The 19,402-nt window shown below is 61.2% G+C and carries 18 protein-coding genes; 10 read left to right on the forward strand and 8 right to left on the reverse strand.

Translation table 11 applies throughout. The features are described 5' to 3' along the window. Positions 1–40: 40 nt before the first annotated feature. From QMK50_RS03905 to leuC, 3 genes are all read right to left on the reverse strand, one after another. The gene (locus QMK50_RS03905) at positions 41–808 is read right to left on the reverse strand and encodes a class I SAM-dependent methyltransferase (RefSeq protein WP_159996881.1); all 768 of its coding nucleotides are present in this window, start codon (positions 806–808) and stop codon (positions 41–43) included. A gap of 90 nt (positions 809–898) precedes the next feature. Then, a complete protein-coding gene (gene leuD / locus QMK50_RS03910) occupies positions 899–1,543 on the reverse strand; it encodes a 3-isopropylmalate dehydratase small subunit (RefSeq protein WP_095171328.1) in 645 nt (214 codons plus the stop codon). A gap of 11 nt (positions 1,544–1,554) precedes the next feature. After that, complete coding sequence (gene leuC / locus QMK50_RS03915) at positions 1,555–2,973, reverse strand: 3-isopropylmalate dehydratase large subunit (protein WP_095171330.1); 1,419 nt, start codon at positions 2,971–2,973, stop codon at positions 1,555–1,557. 147 nt (positions 2,974–3,120) lie between these two features. On the opposite strand from leuC, the gene QMK50_RS03920 reads away from it, so the two are divergent. The 8 genes from QMK50_RS03920 (at position 3,121) to QMK50_RS03955 (ending at position 13,318) form a co-directional block, all read left to right on the forward strand. Then, positions 3,121–4,011, forward strand: coding sequence for a LysR family transcriptional regulator (locus QMK50_RS03920; protein ID WP_095171332.1), 891 nt, complete (start codon positions 3,121–3,123; stop codon positions 4,009–4,011). A gap of 68 nt (positions 4,012–4,079) precedes the next feature. Further along, positions 4,080–7,370: a PAS domain S-box protein gene (locus tag QMK50_RS03925; RefSeq protein ID WP_159996885.1), complete on the forward strand. Its 3,291-nt coding sequence runs from the start codon at positions 4,080–4,082 to the stop codon at positions 7,368–7,370. Between the two features lie 207 nt (positions 7,371–7,577). Continuing rightward, positions 7,578–8,201 (forward strand): CDP-alcohol phosphatidyltransferase family protein, encoded by a 624-nt coding sequence (locus tag QMK50_RS03930; RefSeq protein ID WP_320332587.1) that lies wholly within the window; start codon positions 7,578–7,580, stop codon positions 8,199–8,201. A 10-nt stretch (positions 8,202–8,211) separates the two neighbouring features. Continuing rightward, positions 8,212–9,969 (forward strand): bifunctional alpha/beta hydrolase/class I SAM-dependent methyltransferase, encoded by a 1,758-nt coding sequence (locus QMK50_RS03935; protein ID WP_320332588.1) that lies wholly within the window; start codon positions 8,212–8,214, stop codon positions 9,967–9,969. Next, positions 9,966–11,309 (forward strand): phosphatase PAP2/dual specificity phosphatase family protein, encoded by a 1,344-nt coding sequence (locus QMK50_RS03940; protein ID WP_320332589.1) that lies wholly within the window; start codon positions 9,966–9,968, stop codon positions 11,307–11,309. The genes QMK50_RS03935 and QMK50_RS03940 overlap by 4 nt, the downstream gene beginning before the upstream one ends. Beyond that, entirely contained in the window at positions 11,299–11,754 is a 456-nt protein-coding gene (locus tag QMK50_RS03945; protein WP_095171341.1) for a hypothetical protein, read from the forward strand. The genes QMK50_RS03940 and QMK50_RS03945 overlap by 11 nt, the downstream gene beginning before the upstream one ends. Before the next feature lie 9 nt (positions 11,755–11,763). Then, entirely contained in the window at positions 11,764–12,384 is a 621-nt protein-coding gene (locus QMK50_RS03950; protein WP_095171343.1) for a lysophospholipid acyltransferase family protein, read from the forward strand. Position 12,385: 1 nt separating this feature from the next. Next, the gene (locus QMK50_RS03955; protein ID WP_320332590.1) at positions 12,386–13,318 is read left to right on the forward strand and encodes a phosphatidate cytidylyltransferase; all 933 of its coding nucleotides are present in this window, start codon (positions 12,386–12,388) and stop codon (positions 13,316–13,318) included. Positions 13,319–13,385: 67 nt separating this feature from the next. On the opposite strand, the gene QMK50_RS03960 is transcribed toward QMK50_RS03955, so the two are convergent. Then, positions 13,386–13,832 carry an Hsp20 family protein gene (locus tag QMK50_RS03960; protein ID WP_095171347.1) on the reverse strand — a complete coding sequence of 149 codons (447 nt, stop codon included), beginning with the start codon at positions 13,830–13,832 and terminating at the stop codon, positions 13,386–13,388. A gap of 120 nt (positions 13,833–13,952) precedes the next feature. Further along, positions 13,953–14,912 (reverse strand): tRNA dihydrouridine synthase, encoded by a 960-nt coding sequence (locus QMK50_RS03965; RefSeq protein WP_095171348.1) that lies wholly within the window; start codon positions 14,910–14,912, stop codon positions 13,953–13,955. On the opposite strand from QMK50_RS03965, the gene QMK50_RS03970 reads away from it, so the two are divergent. Then, a complete protein-coding gene (locus QMK50_RS03970) occupies positions 14,911–15,060 on the forward strand; it encodes a hypothetical protein (protein ID WP_162530190.1) in 150 nt (49 codons plus the stop codon). The genes QMK50_RS03965 and QMK50_RS03970 overlap by 2 nt on opposite strands. 553 nt (positions 15,061–15,613) lie before the next feature. Further along, positions 15,614–16,303: a peptidase E gene (locus QMK50_RS03975; RefSeq protein ID WP_159996895.1), complete on the forward strand. Its 690-nt coding sequence runs from the start codon at positions 15,614–15,616 to the stop codon at positions 16,301–16,303. A gap of 223 nt (positions 16,304–16,526) precedes the next feature. On the opposite strand, the gene QMK50_RS03980 is transcribed toward QMK50_RS03975, so the two are convergent. From QMK50_RS03980 to QMK50_RS03990, 3 genes are read right to left on the reverse strand one after another with little or no spacing between them, the layout of a single operon-like run. Beyond that, positions 16,527–18,269, reverse strand: a complete 1,743-nt coding sequence (locus QMK50_RS03980; protein ID WP_095171352.1) for an extracellular solute-binding protein — start codon at positions 18,267–18,269, stop codon at positions 16,527–16,529. A gap of 46 nt (positions 18,270–18,315) precedes the next feature. Further along, positions 18,316–18,588: a DUF2160 domain-containing protein gene (locus tag QMK50_RS03985; RefSeq protein WP_095171353.1), complete on the reverse strand. Its 273-nt coding sequence runs from the start codon at positions 18,586–18,588 to the stop codon at positions 18,316–18,318. Between the two features lie 10 nt (positions 18,589–18,598). Beyond that, positions 18,599–19,399, reverse strand: a complete 801-nt coding sequence (locus QMK50_RS03990) for a carbohydrate ABC transporter permease (RefSeq protein ID WP_095171355.1) — start codon at positions 19,397–19,399, stop codon at positions 18,599–18,601. Positions 19,400–19,402 lie beyond the last annotated feature (3 nt).

Here is a 19,402-nt window from a genome sequence, read left to right on the forward strand (position 1 = left end):
CATCAGTCGGCGCGCCATACGAGGCACGCCCGGAAAAATTCTAGCGTTCGGCTATCAACACCAGCACGTCGGTGCTGAACGAACCGTCGGCTTCGATCTGGAAATACTCGCGCACTTCGCTACCCATTGCCTGCTGCAGCTCGCGGATCGCCCCGCGCATCACTTCAGGGGTGCGCATGCGCTCGACCCAGGAGCTGTACTCCAGGCGCAACCGCTGACGGCTGGTGCTTCGGGCAAACAACCCCGCCTCACTGACCTGACGCAACCACTCGCCGGCGGAATAATCGCGCACATGGCTGGTGTCGCGCAGCACTTCGACGCTCTGCAGGTAAGTGTCGAACAACGGGCTACCCGGCGACAAGACATCAATGAACGCCGCCACCCCGCCCGGCTTCAAAACCCGCCGCACTTCGCGCAGGGCCAGGCCGAGATCGCTCCAATGGTGCGCCGAATACCGGCTGAAGACGAAGTCGAATTCAGCATCGGCGAACGGCAACCGCTCGGCGGCGCCCAGGACGGTCGATACGTTGCTCAAGCCACGCTCAACCGCAGCACCGGCGACCACATCGAGCATCTGCTGCGACAGGTCGTAGGCCACCACTTCCTTGACCAGCGCCGCCACATGAAAACTCACATGCCCGGCGCCGCAGCCCAGGTCCAGTACCCGCGCATCACCGCGCCCTGCCACTTCGCCCTGGAGCAGCGCGAACTCAGTGCCCTGGGCGTGCACGGCACTGCTCAGGTAGGCCGCAGCCTGTTCACCGAATTGCTTTTGTACGACTTGGGTGTGCTGGGTGGTGCTGGTCATGGGGACTTCCTTTTAGGCGGTTAGCCTTGTGGTGTCTGATCTGGCTTGCCCGCGATCAGGGCGACACTACCTACCTGAATCTCGGTTCAATCACGCGTCACGAAACAACCACGGCTGGCTCGCCCGGTGCTTGGCCTCAAACGTGGCAATCGCCTCGTGGTCCTGCAAGGTCAGGCCGATGTCATCCAGGCCATTGAGCAGGCAGTGCTTGCGAAAGGCGTCGATCTCGAAGTTCAGCACCTTGCCGTCGGGACGGGTCACGGTCTGGGCCTGCAGGTCGACCTGTAACTGATAGCCCGGCGTGCTTTCCACCTGCTGGAACAGTTCGTCGACTTCAGCGTCGCTCAAGATGATCGGCAACAAGCCGTTCTTGAAGCTGTTGTTGAAGAAGATATCGGCGTAGCTCGGCGCGATGATGCTGCGAAAGCCGTACTCCTCCAGGGCCCACGGCGCATGCTCGCGGCTCGAGCCGCAACCGAAGTTCTCACGGGCCAGCAACACGCTGGCGCCCTGGTAACGTTCGGCGTTGAGCACGAAGTCCTTGTTCAGCGGACGCTTGGAGTTGTCCTGGTACGGCTGCCCGACATCGAGGTAGCGCCACTCGTCGAACAGGTTCGGACCAAAACCGGTGCGCTTGATCGACTTCAAGAATTGCTTGGGAATGATCTGGTCGGTGTCCACGTTGGCACGATCCAGAGGCGCGACAAGACCAGTGTGCTGGGTAAAAGCTTTCATGCTGCGCTCCTTCAGATCAATTCGCGGACGTCAATGAAACGGCCGTTGACAGCGGCCGCGGCGGCCATCGCCGGGCTTACCAGGTGAGTACGACCACCGGCGCCCTGACGGCCTTCGAAGTTGCGGTTGGAAGTGGACGCGCAATGCTCGCCACTTTCCAAACGGTCCGGGTTCATCGCCAGGCACATCGAGCAGCCTGGCTCACGCCATTCGAAACCGGCCTCGAGGAAAATCTTGTCCAGGCCTTCCGATTCCGCCTGGGCCTTCACCAGCCCCGAACCCGGGACCACGATGGCTTGCTTGATGGTCGAGGCCACCTTGCGGCCCTTGGCGATCACGGCTGCCGCGCGCAAGTCTTCGATCCGCGAGTTGGTGCAGGAGCCAATGAACACGCGGTCCAACTGAATGTCGGTGATCGCCTGGTTGGCGGTCAAACCCATGTACTTCAAGGCGCGGACGATGGAATCGCGTTTGACCAGGTCCATTTCCTTGGCCGGATCCGGCACGTTCTGATCAACCGCCAGTACCATCTCAGGCGAGGTGCCCCAGCTGACTTGTGGCTTGATCTGGGTCGCGTCGAGTTCAACGACGGTGTCGAACTTGGCATCGGCGTCCGACACCAGGTCTTTCCACGCTTCGACCGCCAAATCCCATTCCGCGCCTTTCGGGGCGAATGGACGGCCCTTGACGTACGCCACGGTTTTTTCGTCCGCTGCCACCAGACCTACGCGAGCGCCGGCTTCGATGGACATGTTGCAGATGGTCATGCGGCCCTCAACGGACAGGTCACGAATCGCGCTACCGGCGAATTCGATCGCATGGCCATTACCGCCGGCGGTGCCGATCTTGCCGATCACGGCGAGCACGATGTCCTTGGCAGTCACGCCAAACGGCAAGGTGCCTTCGACGGACACCAGCATGTTCTTCATTTTCTTGGCCACCAGGCACTGGGTGGCGAGCACGTGCTCGACCTCGGAGGTGCCGATGCCGTGGGCCAGGGCCCCAAAGGCGCCGTGGGTCGAGGTATGGGAGTCGCCGCAGACCACGGTCATGCCCGGCAAGGTGGCGCCCTGCTCCGGGCCGATGACGTGGACGATGCCCTGGCGCACGTCGTTCATCTTGAATTCGACGATGCCGTATTCGTCACAGTTGTCGTCGAGGGTCTGAACCTGCAAACGCGAGACCTGGTCGACAATCGCCTCGATGCCGCCCTTGCGCTCCGGGGTGGTCGGTACGTTGTGGTCCGGGGTCGCGATGTTGGCATCGATGCGCCACGGCTTGCGCCCGGCCAGACGCAGGCCTTCAAAGGCTTGCGGCGAGGTCACTTCGTGAATGATGTGACGATCGATATAGATCAGCGCCGAACCATCGTCGCGCTGCTTGACCAAATGCGAATCCCAGAGCTTGTCGTAGAGCGTTTTGCCGGCCATCAGACGTTTCCTCATCAGCTTGTTTCTATGCCCTGGGCCTTGAGCGACTCAATAACCCCTTGGCTTGTGAGGTCGATCCTATGGGGTTACATTAAATAACTCAAATTCATATTTTTTATGCTTTGGATAACCAACTGGAATACGAACATGGACCTGGCCAACCTCAATGCTTTTATTGCCATTGCCGAGACCGGCAGCTTCTCCGGGGCCGGTGAACGCCTGCACCTGACCCAGCCGGCCATCAGCAAACGCATCGCCGGCCTGGAGCAACAGCTCAAGGTGCGCCTGTTTGATCGCCTGGGTCGCGAAGTGGGCCTGACCGAAGCCGGGCGCGCCCTGCTGCCGCGGGCCTACCAGATCCTCAACGTGCTGGATGACACCCGCCGCGCCCTGACCAACCTGACCGGCGAGGTCACCGGTCGCCTGACCCTGGCCACCAGCCACCACATCGGCCTGCATCGCTTGCCACCCTTATTAAGGGCGTTCACCCGCCAATACCCCGAGGTGGCGCTGGACATCCAGTTCCTCGACTCGGAAGTGGCCTATGAGGAAATTCTTCACGGCCGCGCTGAACTGGCAGTGATTACCCTGGCCCCGGAACCCCACACCCTGGTCAAGGCCACCCCGGTCTGGGACGACCCGCTGGATTTCGTGGTGGCCCCCGAGCATTCGCTGATCAGCAATGGCGCGGTCAGCCTGGCCGACATCGCCCTGCACCCGGCGGTCTTCCCCGGCGGCAACACCTTCACCCATCACATCGTCCAGCGCCTGTTCGAGGCCCAGGGACTGACGCCGAACATCGCCATGAGCACCAATTACCTGGAAACCATCAAGATGATGGTGTCTATCGGCCTGGCCTGGAGCGTCCTGCCGCGCACCATGCTCGACGACCAGGTGGCGCGCATCCCATTGCCGGGCATACAACTCACTCGCCAGCTAGGCTATATCGTGCACACCGAAAGGACGTTGTCGAATGCCGCGCGGGCCTTCATGGCTTTGCTGGACGCACAGATCGATTTGCCAGGGACTGATGGCTAACTTGTGCTACTCCTATAGAGCCGCAAAACCCGTGCCTAACGCCCCATTCAGCCCAAGGCCTGCTGCCAATGCCCAAATCTGTTGACCGCCCTCGTCCCCATACGCCATTGATGCCGCGTATCCAGGCGCTTGACCCCCACACTTCGGAGCAAAGTTGGGAAAGCGCTCCGCAGTTGCTGGCGGCGCTCAACGGCGCGCGCCTGGGTGCCTGGTATTGGGACATCGAGCGCGGGCTGATCAGTTGGTCGCGGGGCACCCAGGCATTGTTCGGCTTCGACCCCCGCAAACCCTTGCCGGCCGACCTTGAATACCTCGACCTGCTGCCCGCCGAGGACCGGCCCAAGACCTTGCGTGCGTTCAATGCGGTGATCGCCGGCGCGCCCCTGGAACAAGTGATGCACCACCGCATCCGCTGGCCGGATGGCAGCCTGCACTGGCTGGAAATCAGCGGTAGCCTGCTGCCGGACAAACAGGGCCGGCCACGGATGATCGGGGTGATCCGCGAGATAACCCATCAGCGCCAGCGCGAACAGGCCCTGAGCAGCTCGGAAAAACGCTTCGCCACGCTGTTTCACCTGTGCCCCAACATGGTCTTGCTGACTCGCCAGGAAGACGGCCTGATCACCGAGGCCAACCAGTATTTCGAAAGCCTGTTCGGCTGGCCGGTACAGGACGCCATTGGTCGTACCACCCTGGAGCTGGGGTTGTGGGTGCACCCCGAGCAGCGGGCCAAGCTGGTCAAGGCGACCAAGGCCAAGGGCGAGCTGGTAAGCATGGAAGTGCAGTTCCGCGCCAGCAATGGGCAGATCCATGACGGCATCCTCAGCGCGCAGAAGGTCGAACTCGAAGGCCAGCCCTACCTGCTGAGCACCTTTCTCGACACCACCGAACGCAAAATCGCCGAAGACGCGCTCAAGGACAGCCAGGAGCGCCTGGACCTGGCCCTGGATTCCGCCCAACTGGGCACCTGGGACTGGCACATCCCCAGCGGCATGCTCTATGGCTCGGCACGGGCCGCCCAACTGCACGGGCTGGAACCGATCCCGTTTCATGAATCCTTCGAGGAGTTTTTCGAAGGGGTTCCCGGCGAAGAGCGCGACAGCATGCGCGACGCCTACCGCAGCCTGCGTGAAGGTCCGGCCGGCAACTATCAACTGACTTACCGGGTGCAGTTGGCCGATGGCACCTCACGCTACCTGGAAAGCCGCGCGCGCCTGTACCGCGACGAAGACGGCCAGCCCTTGCGCATGGCCGGGACTTTGCTCGACATCACCGACCAGGTGGAGCGCGAGCAGCGCCTGGTGGCTTCCGAAGAGAAGTTCGCCACTCTGTTCCAGGTCAGCCCGGACCCGATCTGCGTGACCCGCCAGGACAGCGGCCAGTTCATCGAAATCAACAACAGCTTCACCCAGACCTTCGGCTGGACCGCCGCCGACGTGATCGGCCGCAGCGCCGACGACATCGGCCTGTGGGACGCCTCGGCGCAAAGCCTGCGGCGGATCGAACAGGTGATCCGCGAACAGGGCCTGAACAATGTCGCGATCATGGTCCAGCACAAGGACGGCCAGTCCCTGACCTGCGTGATTTCCAGCCGGCAGATCAGCGTCGGCGAACAACCGTGCATCGTCACCACCCTGCGCGACATAACCCAGCAACAGCGCTCGGAGGCCGCGCTCAAGGCCAGTGAGGAGAAATTCGCCAAGGCGTTTCACTCCAGCCCCGACGCCATCACCATCACTGAACGCGACACTGGGCGTTACCTGGAGGTCAACGACGGCTTCTGCCGTCTGACCGGCTACCGTGCCGAGGAAGTGGTCGGCAAAACCGTGTACCAGGTCGGAATCTGGGCCGAAGAAAAGCAGCGCTCGATGCTGCTGGCGGAGCTGCAACTCAAGGGCCGGGTGCACCACCTGGAAATGCTCGGGCGCAACAAGAGCGGGCAGTTGCTCACCGTCGAGGTTTCGGTGGAACCGATCACCCTCAATGAAACCGACTGCCTGCTACTGACCGCGCGGGACGTCAGCCTGCTGAAGAATGCCGAGGCGCAGATCCGTCACCTGGCCTACCACGACTCCCTGACCAACCTGCCCAACCGCGCCCTCCTGATGGACCGCCTGAGCCAGCAGATCGCCCTGCTCAAGCGCCACAACCTGCGCGGCGCGCTGCTGTTCCTCGACCTCGACCACTTCAAGCACATCAATGACTCCCTGGGCCACCCGGTGGGCGATACGGTGCTGAAGATCATCACCGCGCGCCTGGAAGCCAGCGTACGCATGGAAGACACCGTGGCCCGCCTGGGCGGTGACGAGTTCGTGGTCCTGCTCAGTGGCCTGGAAGGCTCGCGCAATGAAGTCAGCGATCAGGTGCGGGACCTGGCCGACACCCTGCGCGAGCTGCTGTCGGAGCCGATGTTCCTCGACGGTCACCGCCTGCAGGTCACCCCCAGTATCGGCGTGGCCTTGATTCCCGACCACGGCTCCACCCCGACCGACCTGCTCAAGCGCGCGGATATTGCCCTGTATCGGGCCAAGGACTCGGGGCGCAACACCACGCAGATGTACCACAACACCATGCAGAAGGCCGCCAGCGAGCGCTTGCGCATGGAAACCGACCTGCGCCTGGCCCTGTCACGGGGTGAGTTCCGGGTGCACTACCAACCCCAGGTCGATGCCCGCGGCGAGCGCATCGTCGGCGCCGAAGCGCTGGTGCGCTGGAACCACCCGCAATTGGGCGCCCAGTCGCCCAACGAGTTCATCAAGGTACTGGAAGACAGCGGTCTGATCCTCGAAGTCGGCACCTGGATCCTCGATGAAGCCTGCCAGGCCTTCAAGCAACTGATCGCCAGGGGCAAGGTCGATCCGCTGAACTTCAGCCTGTGCGTGAACATCAGCCCGCGACAGTTCCGCCAGGCCGATTTCGTCGAGCGCATCGAGCGCAGCCTCAGCAGCCACGGCCTGCCCTGCTCGCTGCTGAAACTGGAAATCACCGAAGGCATCGTGATCCAGAACCTGGAGGACACCATCAACAAAATGCGCCGCCTGAAAAAACTCGGCGTCAGCTTTGCCATGGACGACTTCGGCACCGGCTACTCATCGCTGACCTACCTCAAGCGCCTGCCGGTGGACACCTTGAAAATCGACCAGTCGTTCATCCGCGACGCTACCAGCGACCCCAACGACGCCGAAATCATCCGCGCCATCGTCGCCATGGCCCGCAGCCTGGGACTGGAAGTCATCGCCGAGGGCGTGGAAACCCCGGAACAGCTTGAGTTTTTGCAGGGCCTGGGCTGTCACTTGTACCAGGGCTACCTGCATAGCCGGCCGTTGCCGGTGGAGGAGTTTCAGTTGTTGCTGCAGTAACCGGTGATGGGCTTGCGCCCGCCAGCCCGCCACTGAGCCAATAGAAACAGGATGGGGCCTACTTTTGTTCGGGACCTTTCCTATTCTCACCTCGGCATTCACCGGTTAGCTTGTCCCGCGCGGCTAGAAGCCAGAAGCCATCTACACTCACACCTCATATTTCCCGGCATTGCCTTGCCGCACGCTCCCTCGCCGAGACTCCTTGCCGTGCCCAGCATCTATCAGCTCAAACCTGCGTTTCAGAACTGCTTGCGACCGCTGGTCCGGCGCTTGTTCGCCAACGGCACCACGGCCAATCAGATCACCCTGCTGGCAGGCCTCGGTTCGGTGTTGGTGGGGGTCGCGATCAGCGCGTTTGCCCAGCACGCCTGGATGTTCGCCCTGATTCCCCTGTGGATGCTGCTGCGCATGGCCCTCAACGCCATCGACGGCATGCTCGCCCGCGAGTTCAACCAGCAATCACCGCTGGGGGCCTATCTCAATGAGCTGTGCGACGTGGTCGCCGACTGTGCACTGATCCTGCCCTTCGCCCTGATCGCCGACGTCAGCCTGCTGCTGGTAATGCTGGTCACCCTGCTTGCGGTGTTCAGCGAATACAGCGGCGTATTGGGCCCGATGATCGGTGCTTCGCGGCGTTATGACGGGCCGATGGGCAAGAGCGACCGGGCGTTGGTGCTGGGGCTCCTGGCCATGGCTATCGCCCTGGGTTGGGCCAGCACCCCGTGGATCAACGGGGTGTTCGCGCTGATCGCGGTCCTGCTGGCCTACACCCTGTTCAACCGGGTCCGCCAGGGTCTCAAGGAAGTCCAGGAAAACGCCCCTTCAGTCTAAGGAAGCTGTCATGCGCCAAGCCCAGCACCAGACATTCACCACCCACGACGGTGTGCAACTGTTCTATCGCTACTGGCCAGGCACCCCGGCCCCCGGCGAACCGCGCAAAGCCGTGCTGCTGTTCCACCGCGGCCATGAACATTCCGCGCGCATCGCCCATCTGGCAGACGAACTGGACCTGCCTGAAGTGGATTTTTTTGCCTGGGACTCACGCGGCCATGGGCTGTCCCCGGGCGAACGCGGCGACAGCCCGAGCTTCGCCACCAGCGTGCGTGACGTGCAGACGTTCTGCGATCACCTGCAGGCGACCTACCAGATCGCCGAGTCGGACATGGCCGTGATTGCCCAGAGCGTTGGCGCGGTGATAGTCGCCACCTGGGTCCACGACTACGCCCCACGCATCCGCGCACTGGTGCTGGCGTCGCCGGCGTTCAAAGTAAAGCTCTACGTACCCTTCGCCCGCCAGGGGCTGGCCCTGATGCGGCGGTTTCGCGGTAACTTCTTCGTCAACAGCTACGTCAAGGCACGCTTTCTCAGCCATGACCCAGAACGGGTGGCCTCCTACGACAGCGACCCGCTGATCACCAAAGCCATTTCGGTGAATGTACTGCTCGGCCTGTATGACGCCGCCGAGCGAGTGGTGGCCGATGCCCAGGCGATTCAGGTGCCCACCCAGCTCCTGATCTCTGGTGCCGACTTCGTGGTGCATCGCCATCCGCAGGAGCAGTTCTTCGAGCGCCTGGGCAGCCTGCACAAGGAAAAACATATCCTGCCGGGCTTCTTCCACGACACCCTCGGCGAAAAGCGTCGCGCTATTGCCGTCGCCAGTGCCCGACGCTTCATTGTGCAGAACTTCCAGCAACCGCTCGCACGCCCTTCGCTGCTGGCCGCCGACCGCCTGGGCCTGACGTGCGCCGAATCGGAAGCCCTGGCCGCGCCCTTGCCGCACAACTCCCTGCGCGACCGCTACTGGCGCATGACCCGCGCCAGCATGCGCCTGGGCAGTCGACTGTCGAGCGGGGTCAAGCTGGGTTTCGACACCGGTTTCGACTCCGGCAGCACCCTGGACTACGTCTACCGCAACACCCCCACTGGCACCTCTGCGATCGGGCGGATGATCGACCGCAACTACCTGGACTCGATCGGCTGGCGCGGCATTCGCCAGCGCAAACTGCATGTCGAGGAACTGCTGCGCCTGGCGATCGCCCGGTTGCGCGAGCAAGGCAGCACGGTGCGGATCGTCGACATCGCCGCCGGTCACGGACGCTACATTCTCGAAGCCTTGCAGGGGGTTACCCCGCTGCCCGAATCAATACTGTTGCGTGACTACAGCGACATCAACGTGCGCGACGGCAGTGCGTTGATCCGCGAGAAGGGCCTGGAAAACATCGCCCGTTTCATCAAGGCCGATGCCTTCGACCGCGCCGACCTGGCGGCCCTCGACCCGCAACCGACCCTCGCCGTGGTGTCCGGCCTGTATGAACTGTTCGCCGACAACCAGAGGGTCGGCAGCTCTCTCGCGGGCCTGGCGGACGCGGTGCCCGTCGGCGGATACCTGGTCTACACCGGCCAACCCTGGCACCCGCAACTGGAACTGATTGCCCGCGCCCTGACCAGCCACCGCGAAGGCCAGGCCTGGGTCATGCGCCGCCGCAGCCAGGCAGAAATGGACCAGTTGGTCGAAGCCGCAGGTTTTCGCAAAATCACCCAGCGGGTCGATGAGTGGGGCATCTTCAGCGTCGCCCTGGCCCAGCGCGTGCAGGCATGAGCAACGCCATCACCGGGCAGCGTGAACCCGGCTTGTTGAAGCCCGCGGTGCTCTGGCTGCTGGTGTTGGCACCGTTGTTTTTTGCCACCTACGGCTTTGCCACCTGGGCCACCACCCAGCGCGCCGAAGTCGGCAGCCTGGTATTTGGTTGGGAAAACCACATGCCGTTCTGGGCGTGGACCATCGTGCCCTATTGGTCGATCGACCTACTGTATGGCCTGTCGTTGCTGCTACCCGACACTCGCCAGGAGCTCAAGCGCCATGCGTTGCGCCTGCTGACCGCGCAATTGATCGCGGTCAGTTGTTTTCTGCTGTGGCCATTACGCTTCACCTTCGAACGGCCCGAACTCGATGGGGTTTTCGGCTGGCTGTTCGAGGTCCTGGCCGGCTTCGACAAACCGTTCAATCAGGCTCCCTCCCTGCACATTGCCCTGCTGGTGGTGTTATGGACCTGCTACCAGCGACATCTATCGGGCCTCTGGCGCGGGTTGATGCATGCCTGGTTTGGCCTGATCGGGGTGTCGGTGCTGACCACCTACCAGCATCACTTCATCGATTTGCCCACGGGCGCCTTGCTCGGCTGGCTGTGTGTCTGGCTGTGGCCGCTGGATCGCCCGAGTCCGCTGTGCAGTGCCCGGCTGGCCCGCGACAGCCAACGCTGGAAACTCAGCCTGTGCTACCTGGCAGGTGCCGGGGTCTTGAGTCTCCTGGCCTGGCGCATCGGTGGCGGCGGGTTGTGGTTGCTCTGGCCGGCGCTGGCCTTGCTGTTGGTCGCGCTGAATTACGCGGTGCTGGACGCCAATGGTTTTCAAAAGCGCGCCGACGGGCGCCTGAGCTGGGCCGCACGCTGGTTGTTGGCGCCCTACCTGGCCGCGGCCTGGCTCAACTCACGCGGGTGGACGCGCCACCATCCGCAGCCCGACCTGGTGCTCGATGGCGTGTGGCTGGGGCGGATGCCGACCCACCGGGAACTGCAGGACAGCCCGTTCAAGGCGGTGCTCGACCTGTGTGCCGAGTTGTCGCTGGACCCGGCAAACCTGGCCTACCGCTCGCTGCCCGTGCTCGACCTGACCGCCCCCACCACCGCGCAATGCCTGGAAGCCGCGCAGGCCATCGAAGACCTGCGCCAGCACGGTCCGCTGCTGGTCTGTTGCGCCCTCGGTTATTCACGCAGTGCCACTGCGGTGGCCGCCTGGCTGTTGCGCAGCGGCAGGGCTGCCAACCTCGATCAAGCGCTCCTGCAACTGCAACGAGCCCGCCCGGGCATCGTCCTGCGCCAGGCCCACCGAGTCGCCCTGACACCCTTGTGCTTGAGCACGGAGCCTGCCCATGACCACTGACATGGAACTGCACACGACCGCCAGCCTGCTGCGCCGCGGGGCCTCCCTGGATCAACTGTCCACCGGACTCGCGCTGGTCGGCGCCTTGCTGGGCTTGAGCCAGTATCTGTTGGCCAGCCCCGGTGTCTGGGCGGTGCTGTGCAGTGCCGCCCTGCTGGTACTGGGCGTGCTGCAAAAATACTGGGCCGTGCGGGTCGCGCTCGACGCGGAACTGTTCCAGCGCATAGCCGACGGCAATCAACCCCTGCCCCTGCGTACCGAGGCCCTGGATCACGCCCTCGCCGCCCTCGGCCTGCAACCTGCCGCGCGGGGTGGTCGCCTGTGGAGCGAACGTACCGGCGGCGCCCTCAACCTGCTTCGGCGCCAGGCCCTGCTGGTGGCGGTGCAGGTGCTGCTGACACTGGGCTTCATCCTGGCCGGCCCCTGGCTGGCCTTCGCTGAATAAGGAACTTTCATGCTCGAACCCTTGGTCGCCACCCTCATCACCTCCGCGGCACGCACCATTACCGGCGCCCGTAGCCTGTGGCTCGGTTGCGCGCCGCAAGCGGTGCAGCGCATCTACTTCGCCAACCACAGCAGCCATGGTGACTTCGTGCTGCTCTGGGCCTCGCTGCCCCCGGCCCTGCGCAAAATGACCCGGCCGGTGGCGGGCGCCGATTACTGGCAAACCACCCCGCTGCGCCGCTACATCATCAATCGCGTGTTCAATGGCGTGCTGGTCGACCGTGAGCGCAAGGAACCAACTGACAACCCCTTGCTGCCGATGCTCGAGGCCTTGGCCAACGGCGACTCACTGATCATCTTCCCCGAGGGCACACGTAACCTCGCGGACGGCCTGCTGCCGTTCAAAAGCGGGATCTATCACTTGGCCAAAGCACACCCCGAGGTCGAGCTGGTGCCGGTGTGGATCGCCAACCTCAACCGCGTCATGCCCAAGGGCCGGTTCCTGCCGCTGCCCTTGCTATGCACCACCCGTTTTGGCGCGGCGCTGACCCTCGATATTGATGAAAGCAAAGAACAGTTTCTCCAGCGCAGCCGTGCAGCGCTGCTGGACCTGGCTGAGGAGCCGGCCTGACATGGACAGACAAACCCTGATGCTGTTTGGCGGGATTGGTGCTTTCCTGCTGCTCGCCTCGCTGATCGGCTGGATCCTCAAGCTACGCAAGCGCGGTACACCGGACCCGGTGATCGATAATCTCAACGCGCGGATCAACGCCTGGTGGGTGATGGTGGCGGTGATCGGCATCGCTTTCTGGCTCGGCACCAGCGCGGTCATCCTGCTGTTCTACGCCGTATCCTTCTACGCCCTGCGCGAGTTCATGACCCTCACCCCGACCCGGCGCAGCGACTACCCGGCCCTGGTGGCGGCCTTCTACCTGGCGCTGCCGCTGCAGTACCTGCTGATTTATTTCGACTGGTACGGGCTGTTCTCGATCTTCATTCCGGTCTACGTATTCCTGTTGCTGCCGATCCTCGCGTCATTGGGCGGGGACAGCACGCACTTTCTCGAGCGCGCCTCCAAGGTCCAATGGGGGCTGATGATTGCGGTGTTCTGCGTGTCCCACGTACCCGCCCTGCTGACCCTGGACATTGCTGGTTACGAGGGCCGCAACCTGCTGCTGATCGCCTACCTGGTGATCGTGGTGCAGATGTCGGACGTGTTGCAGTACGTCTGCGGCAAACTGTTTGGCAAACACAAGATCGCGCCCAACCTGTCGCCGTCCAAGACCGTCGAAGGTTTTATCGGCGGTATCCTCCTGGCTTCCGTGATCGGGGCCGCGTTGTGCTGGATTACCCCGTTCAATGCCTGGCAGTCGTTCCTGATCGCCCTGCTGATCAACTTGCTGGGGTTTGCCGGTGGCATCGTGATGTCGGCGATCAAGCGCGACCGTGGCGTCAAGGACTGGGGGCACATGATCGAAGGCCACGGCGGCATGCTCGACCGCCTGGACTCGGTGTGTTTCGCCGCGCCGATCTTCTTTCACCTGGTGCGGTTTGGATGGACGTGAGTCCGGCGGCTCCTACAGACAGCCGATAAAAAAGGGCGCCATCGGCGCCCTTCTTCATTGCGGTGACTCAGTGCTGCAGTGCTGGTTTTTGCTCGCCGTTGATCGGGATGCGTTTGGCTTTCGCCTCTTCCGGCACGATGCGCAGCAGGTCGATACTCAACAGGCCATTGCGCAGGTCCGCGGCCTTGATTTCGATGTGATCGGCCAGGCGGAACGACAGTTTGAAAGCGCGCTGGGCGATGCCCTGGTGCAGGAAGGTCACGCTGTCGTTGCTGTCGCGTTTGCCGCCACTGATGGTCAACACGCCTTTTTCGACTTGCAGTTCCAGGTCTTCTTCCTGGAAGCCGGCTGCCGCCACGACGATGCGGTACTGGTCGTCACCGTGTTTTTCAACGTTGTAGGGTGGGTAGCTGCTGCCGGGCTCATTGCGCAGCGCAGACTCGAACAGATCGTTGAAACGATCGAAACCTACCGAAGAACGGAACAGTGGAGCCAGGGAAAATGCGGTACTCATGGTTCAAATCTCCTGAAAACAATCAGCAAGGTTTTTTGTCTCCGCGACCCGAATTCGGCATCGCGTAACCCTTAGATAGGGACCGCTGATTGCATTTCAAGAGGTTTTCTGCAGTTTTTTTCAGGCCGCCTCCGCGACCTGCAAACCCAGCAAACGCGAGACCTGGTCCAGTTCCGTCTCCCGGCGCATGAGGGTAAACAGCTCCACCGCCTCGGGATAATTGCGGGTCAACATCGCCAGCCATTGCTTCAAGCGACCCGGCGATTGGCGCGCGGTCATCTGCGCCTTGGCCTGCAGCCAGAATTCCTGGATCAACGGCAACAGCTCGGCCCAGGTCATCTCCACCACCTCTTCACCCGCCCGCGCGGCAGCGATCTGTCGCGCCAGGTCCGGGCGCGACACCAGGCCGCGACCCAGCATGATGTCTTCCACTCCACTGATCTCGCGGCAGCGGCGCCAGTCGTCGACGCTCCAGATATCGCCATTGGCGAACACCGGCACCTTGACCACCTCCTGCACCCGCGGGATCCACTCCCAATGCGCCGGCGGCTTGTAGCCATCCATCTTGGTCCGCGCGTGCACCACGATATGCTCGGCGCCGCCTTCGGCCAGTGCGGTGGCACACACCAGCGAACCGTCCGGGCTATCGAAACCCAGGCGCATCTTGGCGGTCACCGGAATGTGCGCCGGAACCGCACGCCGCACATGCTCGACGATCTGATTGAGCAGCTCAGGCTCCTTGAGCAATACCGCACCGCCACGGGACTTGTTGACGGTCTTGGCCGGGCAACCGAAGTTCAGGTCGATCACCTGCGAGCCCAGCTCACAGGCCAGCGCCGCGTTTTCCGCCAGGCACACCGGATCGGAACCGAGCAATTGCACACGCAGCGGCACGCCGGCAGCGGTCTTGGCACCGGTGAGCAATTCAGGACCGAACTTGTGGAAATAGGCAGGCGTGAGCAGTTGATCGTTGATCCGGATGAACTCGGTCACGCACCAATCGATACCGCCAACCCGGGTCAGCACGTCCCGCAGGATGTTGTCGACCAACCCCTCCATGGGCGCCAAGGCAATTTGCATGGAAAACACTCAACAAAAATCGTGCGGCAGTTTAGCCGGTTTCGCCGATCAGGGCATGCCGTACCGGTGGACGGTTTCGCGTCGTTTCGACGAAAAAGCCGAGTTAAACCGTCGACACGCCGCAAAGAAAGTCGGGCTGGCAAAGTAAAAGCACTTTCATATGCATTTACTCCGACGCCCAGTTAGTGGATGAACATGCGTGACGGCAGTTACGCCTCGGTTCGCGAACTGGATAATTTTCTAGAAAAGAAAATGATGTACAGCATCAGAAGTCACCTGGAGGGGGAGTCTAAATCAAGCATTGTGGCGTGCTTACGCTGCAGGCCTAAAAAGCCGAATCGACCAAACACATTGTAGGACTCATCCCTCACAACAAGAGGAAAGTAGAGCGATAACACAGGATAAAGCCGACTCAACAAACTCTCGACAATCGTGAATAGTCAAACTTGCATTATGAACAAATCAAAACCTCAACGTATCCACCTTAAAAACACAGAACGAGACATCATAGAAAACCATCCAAGACTAATGACTCACGAAAGCAAAACAACTGAATTTCATCGACCACGCACCTTAAAACAGAAAACAACATCACCACATCAAGCCAACTTTAACCCACCAAAAACGCAAACTTACGGAGCCACCTCCAACACCTGAAACAACATAAATACACATAAAACTTCACATACAGGATAGACAACATGACAAAAACCAATAGAGACATTATTGTCATCGGAGGCGAATCACCTGAAGAACGAAAGTACATGGCGCCTATTGATGAATACATACGATCACTATCAGAAAAAGCCAACCCTACGATTCTTTTTATTTCAACAGCCAATGGTGACGATCCGATCAAGGCCCGCGAGTTCTTTAACAAATATGAAAGTTCAGGCTGCATTGTCATTCAACTGACATTTTTCATACCGCCGTTCACGCACGCAGCACATATTTCATCATTGATAGACCAAGCTGACATTATCTACGTCGCTGGTGGCAACACGAGAGCAATGCTCGCCATTTGGCGGGAATTCGGTGTAACCGACTGTCTGAGAAAAGCGTGGGTAAACGGTAAAATTCTCTGTGGTGTCAGCGCCGGAGCAATTTGTTGGTTCGACTACGGACACTCGGACTCTGGAGGAGAATACGCACTGATCAACGGCCTAGGGTTACTCTCCGGAGCACTATGTCCGCACTTCAGCTCAGAGGCCGAACGACATGCATCCTTCGTCGAGTTAGTGCGTTCAAAAAACATTCACCCTGCCTATGCAGTAGATGATGGCATTGCGCTCCACTTCAAAAATGGCAAATACCATAAAACAATCCGCAACGAGATGTTACGCAACAGCTATTACATCAATACGGCATACCCACATGTCCGTTCACTGTGAACCCAGAATGCCCACGATATTGTCGCGCCGACACTCAGACTTAACATCGCCCTCATCAATTACCTTGCAATGGCCAATAAAACTACCGTCTGCGTAAACGCTTCTGGATTTACAGTGCGCCCCTTTACCCAGCGCGCAGGTGTTTTTCACTTCCGAGTGGAAGCGCTATCCTGGCGCACAAAAAAACGGCACCGTTGCGGCGCCGTTCGTTTATCAAGCCAAATTACTTACGCGCCGCCTCCCACGACTTCAGCAGTTCGGCATAACTCACGGTCTCGCCCTTGGGTTTCTCGTTGGCCAGTTTCGGTTTCGGTGCGCCCGGCTGGTCGAACCAGTATTGCGCGTCGCGTTCCGGGTTCATTTTCGGGCCGCAAACCGGTTGGACCTTGGAGCGTTCGAGGCGGGCCATGATGGCGTCCTGGTCCTTGGCCAGGCCGTCGAGGGCCTGTTGCGGGGTTTTCTCGCCACTGGCGGCTTCGGCAATGTGGCTCCACCACAGCTGGGCCAAGCGCGGGTAGTCCGGCACGTTGGTCCCGGTCGGGGTCCATTGCACGCGGGCCGGGCTGCGGTAGAACTCCACCAGGCCACCGAGCTTGGGTGCCAGGTCGGTCATGGCCTGGGAGTTGATGTCCGACTCACGAATCGGCGTCAGGCCGACGATGGTCTTTTTCAGCGACACGGTTTTTGAAGTGACGAACTGGGCATAGAGCCAGGCCGCCAGTTTCTGTTTCTCCGGCGTCGACTTCATGAACGTCCAGGACCCCACGTCCTGATAGCCCAGCTTCATGCCCTCCTCCCAATACGGTCCGCGCGGCGATGGCGCCATCCGCCATTTCGGCGTGCCGTCGGCGTTCATCACCGCCAACCCTGGCTTGGTCATGTCAGCCGTAAAGGCGGTGTACCAGAAGATCTGCTGGGCGATATTGCCCTGGGAGGGCACCGGCCCGGATTCGGAGAAGGTCATGCCGGCCGCTTCCGGTGGCGCGTAGGCCTTCATCCAGTCGACATATTTCTGTGTCGCGAACACCGCCGCCGGGCCGTTGGTATCGCCACCACGGGTCACGCTGGAGCCGACCGGGTGGCAATCCTCGACGCGAATGCCCCACTCATCCACCGGCAAGCCATTGGGCAGGCCCTTGTCGCCCCCACCGGCCATGGAGAACCAGGCATCGGTGAACCGCCAGCCCAGGGACGGGTCTTTCTTGCCGTAGTCCATGTGCCCATACACCCGCTTGCCGTCGATTTCCTTGACGTCTTCGGTGAAGAACTTGGCGATGTCCTCATAGGCCGACCAGTTCACCGGCACGCCCAGCTCGTAGCCGTACTTTTCCTTGAACTTGGCCTTCAGGTCCGCCCGCTCGAACCAGTCGGCGCGAAACCAGTAGAGGTTGGCGAATTGCTGGTCGGGCAGTTGGTAGATCTTGCCGTCTGGGGCGGTGGTGAAGGAAAGACCGATGAAGTCCTTGAGATCGAGGGTCGGCGAGGTGTAGTCCTTGCCTTCATTGGCCATCAGGTCGGTGATTGATTCGGTTTTGCCATAGCGAAAGTGCGTACCGATCAGGTCCGAGTCGTTGACCCAACCGTCATAGATGTTTTTGTCCGACTGCATCTGGGTCTGCAGTTTTTCCACCACGTCGCCTTCTTGCAACAAGTCGTGGGTCAGCTTGATCCCGGTGATTTCGTTGAAGGCCTTGGCCAGCACCTTGGACTCGTATTCGTGGGTGGCGATGGTTTCCGAGACCACGTTGATCTTCATTCCACGAAACGGCTCGGCGGCCTTGATGAACCACTTCAGCTCTTCCAGCTGTTGCTCGGCCGTGAGAGTCGAGGGTTTGAATTCGCTGCCAATCCATTTTTTCGCGGCGTCTTCATAGGCATCGGCCCAGGCTGCAACGCTCAACCCGCTGAGTGCCAGCATGGCTGCCACTGAAATGCTATGTCGCAGCTTATTGTTTTTCTCGAACATAGAGACCTCCTGTATTAGGTTTCGGAGCACGATTGCCGGGTGTCGGCTAGCCCCAACGCATCACGACCAACAGCCACACCAGGGACAGGCCGGTGGCCACCCAGATGCTCCAGCCGGTAGCACCAATCACCAGCAAATGCAGGTAGGCGCTGCCGAGAAGACCGATAAACAGCCGATCACCACGGGTGGTGCTGATCGGTAAAAAGCCGCGCCGGGCGATGCTCGGCGAACGCAGTTCCCAGGTGGTCATGCCCACCAGCAGCAAGGCGATGGCGCCGAAGAACAGCGCGGTCGGCTGGGTCCAGTTCATCCACTCCATCATCAGCTCCTCACACTCGTCCCAGGGCAAAGCCCTTGGCCACATGGTTGCGTACGAACCAGATCACCAGCATGCCCGGCAGGATCGTCAGCACCCCGGCCGCCGCCAACACCCCCCAATCGATCCCCGAGGCCGACACGGTGCGGGTCATCACCGCGGCGATCGGCTTGGCATTGACCGAGGTCAGGGTGCGCGCCAGCAGCAGCTCGACCCAGGAAAACATGAAGCAGAAGAACGCCGTCACACCGATGCCCGAGCCGATCAGCGGGATGAAAATCTTGACGAAGAACTTGGGGAAACTGTAGCCGTCGATGTAGGCGGTTTCGTCGATTTCCTTCGGCACTCCGGACATGAACCCTTCGAGGATCCACACTGCCAGCGGCACGTTGAACAGGCAGTGGGCCAGGGCCACCGCGATGTGGGTATCGAACAGGCCGATCGACGAATACAGCTGGAAGAACGGCAACAGGAACACCGCTGGCGGCGCCATGCGGTTGGTCAGCAGCCAGAAGAACAAGTGCTTGTCGCCGAGGAAGCGATAACGGGAGAACGCGTAGGCCGCTGGCAGCGCCACGCTCAGGGAAATCACCGTGTTCAGGCTCACGTAGTACAACGAGTTGAGGTAGCCGGTGTACCAGCTCGGGTCGGTGAAGATCACTTTGTAGTTGGCCAGGGTGAAGTCCTGGGGAAACAGGGTCAGGCCACCGAGGATTTCCGTGTTGCTCTTGAACGACATGTTCAGCAACCAGTAGATCGGCACCAGCAGGAACAGGATGTAGAGCAACAGAGGCAGCAGCTTGGTCTTGCTCATGTC

Source organism: Pseudomonas sp. P5_152, assembly GCF_033989915.1.
Taxonomy (GTDB): Bacteria; Pseudomonadota; Gammaproteobacteria; order Pseudomonadales; family Pseudomonadaceae; genus Aquipseudomonas.

Coding starts and splice junctions, on each gene's coding strand:
- QMK50_RS03980 (WP_095171352.1), bottom strand. CDS start 18,269: ATGTTCGAGAAAAACAATAAGCTGCGACATAGCATTTCAGTGGCAGCC.
- leuC (WP_095171330.1), bottom strand. CDS start 2,973: ATGGCCGGCAAAACGCTCTACGACAAGCTCTGGGATTCGCATTTGGTC.
- QMK50_RS03965 (WP_095171348.1), bottom strand. CDS start 14,912: ATGCAAATTGCCTTGGCGCCCATGGAGGGGTTGGTCGACAACATCCTG.
- QMK50_RS03935 (WP_320332588.1), top strand. CDS start 8,212: ATGCGCCAAGCCCAGCACCAGACATTCACCACCCACGACGGTGTGCAA.
- QMK50_RS03950 (WP_095171343.1), top strand. CDS start 11,764: ATGCTCGAACCCTTGGTCGCCACCCTCATCACCTCCGCGGCACGCACC.
- QMK50_RS03955 (WP_320332590.1), top strand. CDS start 12,386: ATGGACAGACAAACCCTGATGCTGTTTGGCGGGATTGGTGCTTTCCTG.
- QMK50_RS03975 (WP_159996895.1), top strand. CDS start 15,614: ATGACAAAAACCAATAGAGACATTATTGTCATCGGAGGCGAATCACCT.
- QMK50_RS03940 (WP_320332589.1), top strand. CDS start 9,966: ATGAGCAACGCCATCACCGGGCAGCGTGAACCCGGCTTGTTGAAGCCC.
- QMK50_RS03945 (WP_095171341.1), top strand. CDS start 11,299: ATGACCACTGACATGGAACTGCACACGACCGCCAGCCTGCTGCGCCGC.
- QMK50_RS03905 (WP_159996881.1), bottom strand. CDS start 808: ATGACCAGCACCACCCAGCACACCCAAGTCGTACAAAAGCAATTCGGT.
- QMK50_RS03970 (WP_162530190.1), top strand. CDS start 14,911: ATGGAAAACACTCAACAAAAATCGTGCGGCAGTTTAGCCGGTTTCGCC.
- QMK50_RS03920 (WP_095171332.1), top strand. CDS start 3,121: ATGGACCTGGCCAACCTCAATGCTTTTATTGCCATTGCCGAGACCGGC.
- QMK50_RS03990 (WP_095171355.1), bottom strand. CDS start 19,399: ATGAGCAAGACCAAGCTGCTGCCTCTGTTGCTCTACATCCTGTTCCTG.
- QMK50_RS03985 (WP_095171353.1), bottom strand. CDS start 18,588: ATGGAGTGGATGAACTGGACCCAGCCGACCGCGCTGTTCTTCGGCGCC.
- QMK50_RS03925 (WP_159996885.1), top strand. CDS start 4,080: ATGCCCAAATCTGTTGACCGCCCTCGTCCCCATACGCCATTGATGCCG.
- QMK50_RS03960 (WP_095171347.1), bottom strand. CDS start 13,832: ATGAGTACCGCATTTTCCCTGGCTCCACTGTTCCGTTCTTCGGTAGGT.
- leuD (WP_095171328.1), bottom strand. CDS start 1,543: ATGAAAGCTTTTACCCAGCACACTGGTCTTGTCGCGCCTCTGGATCGT.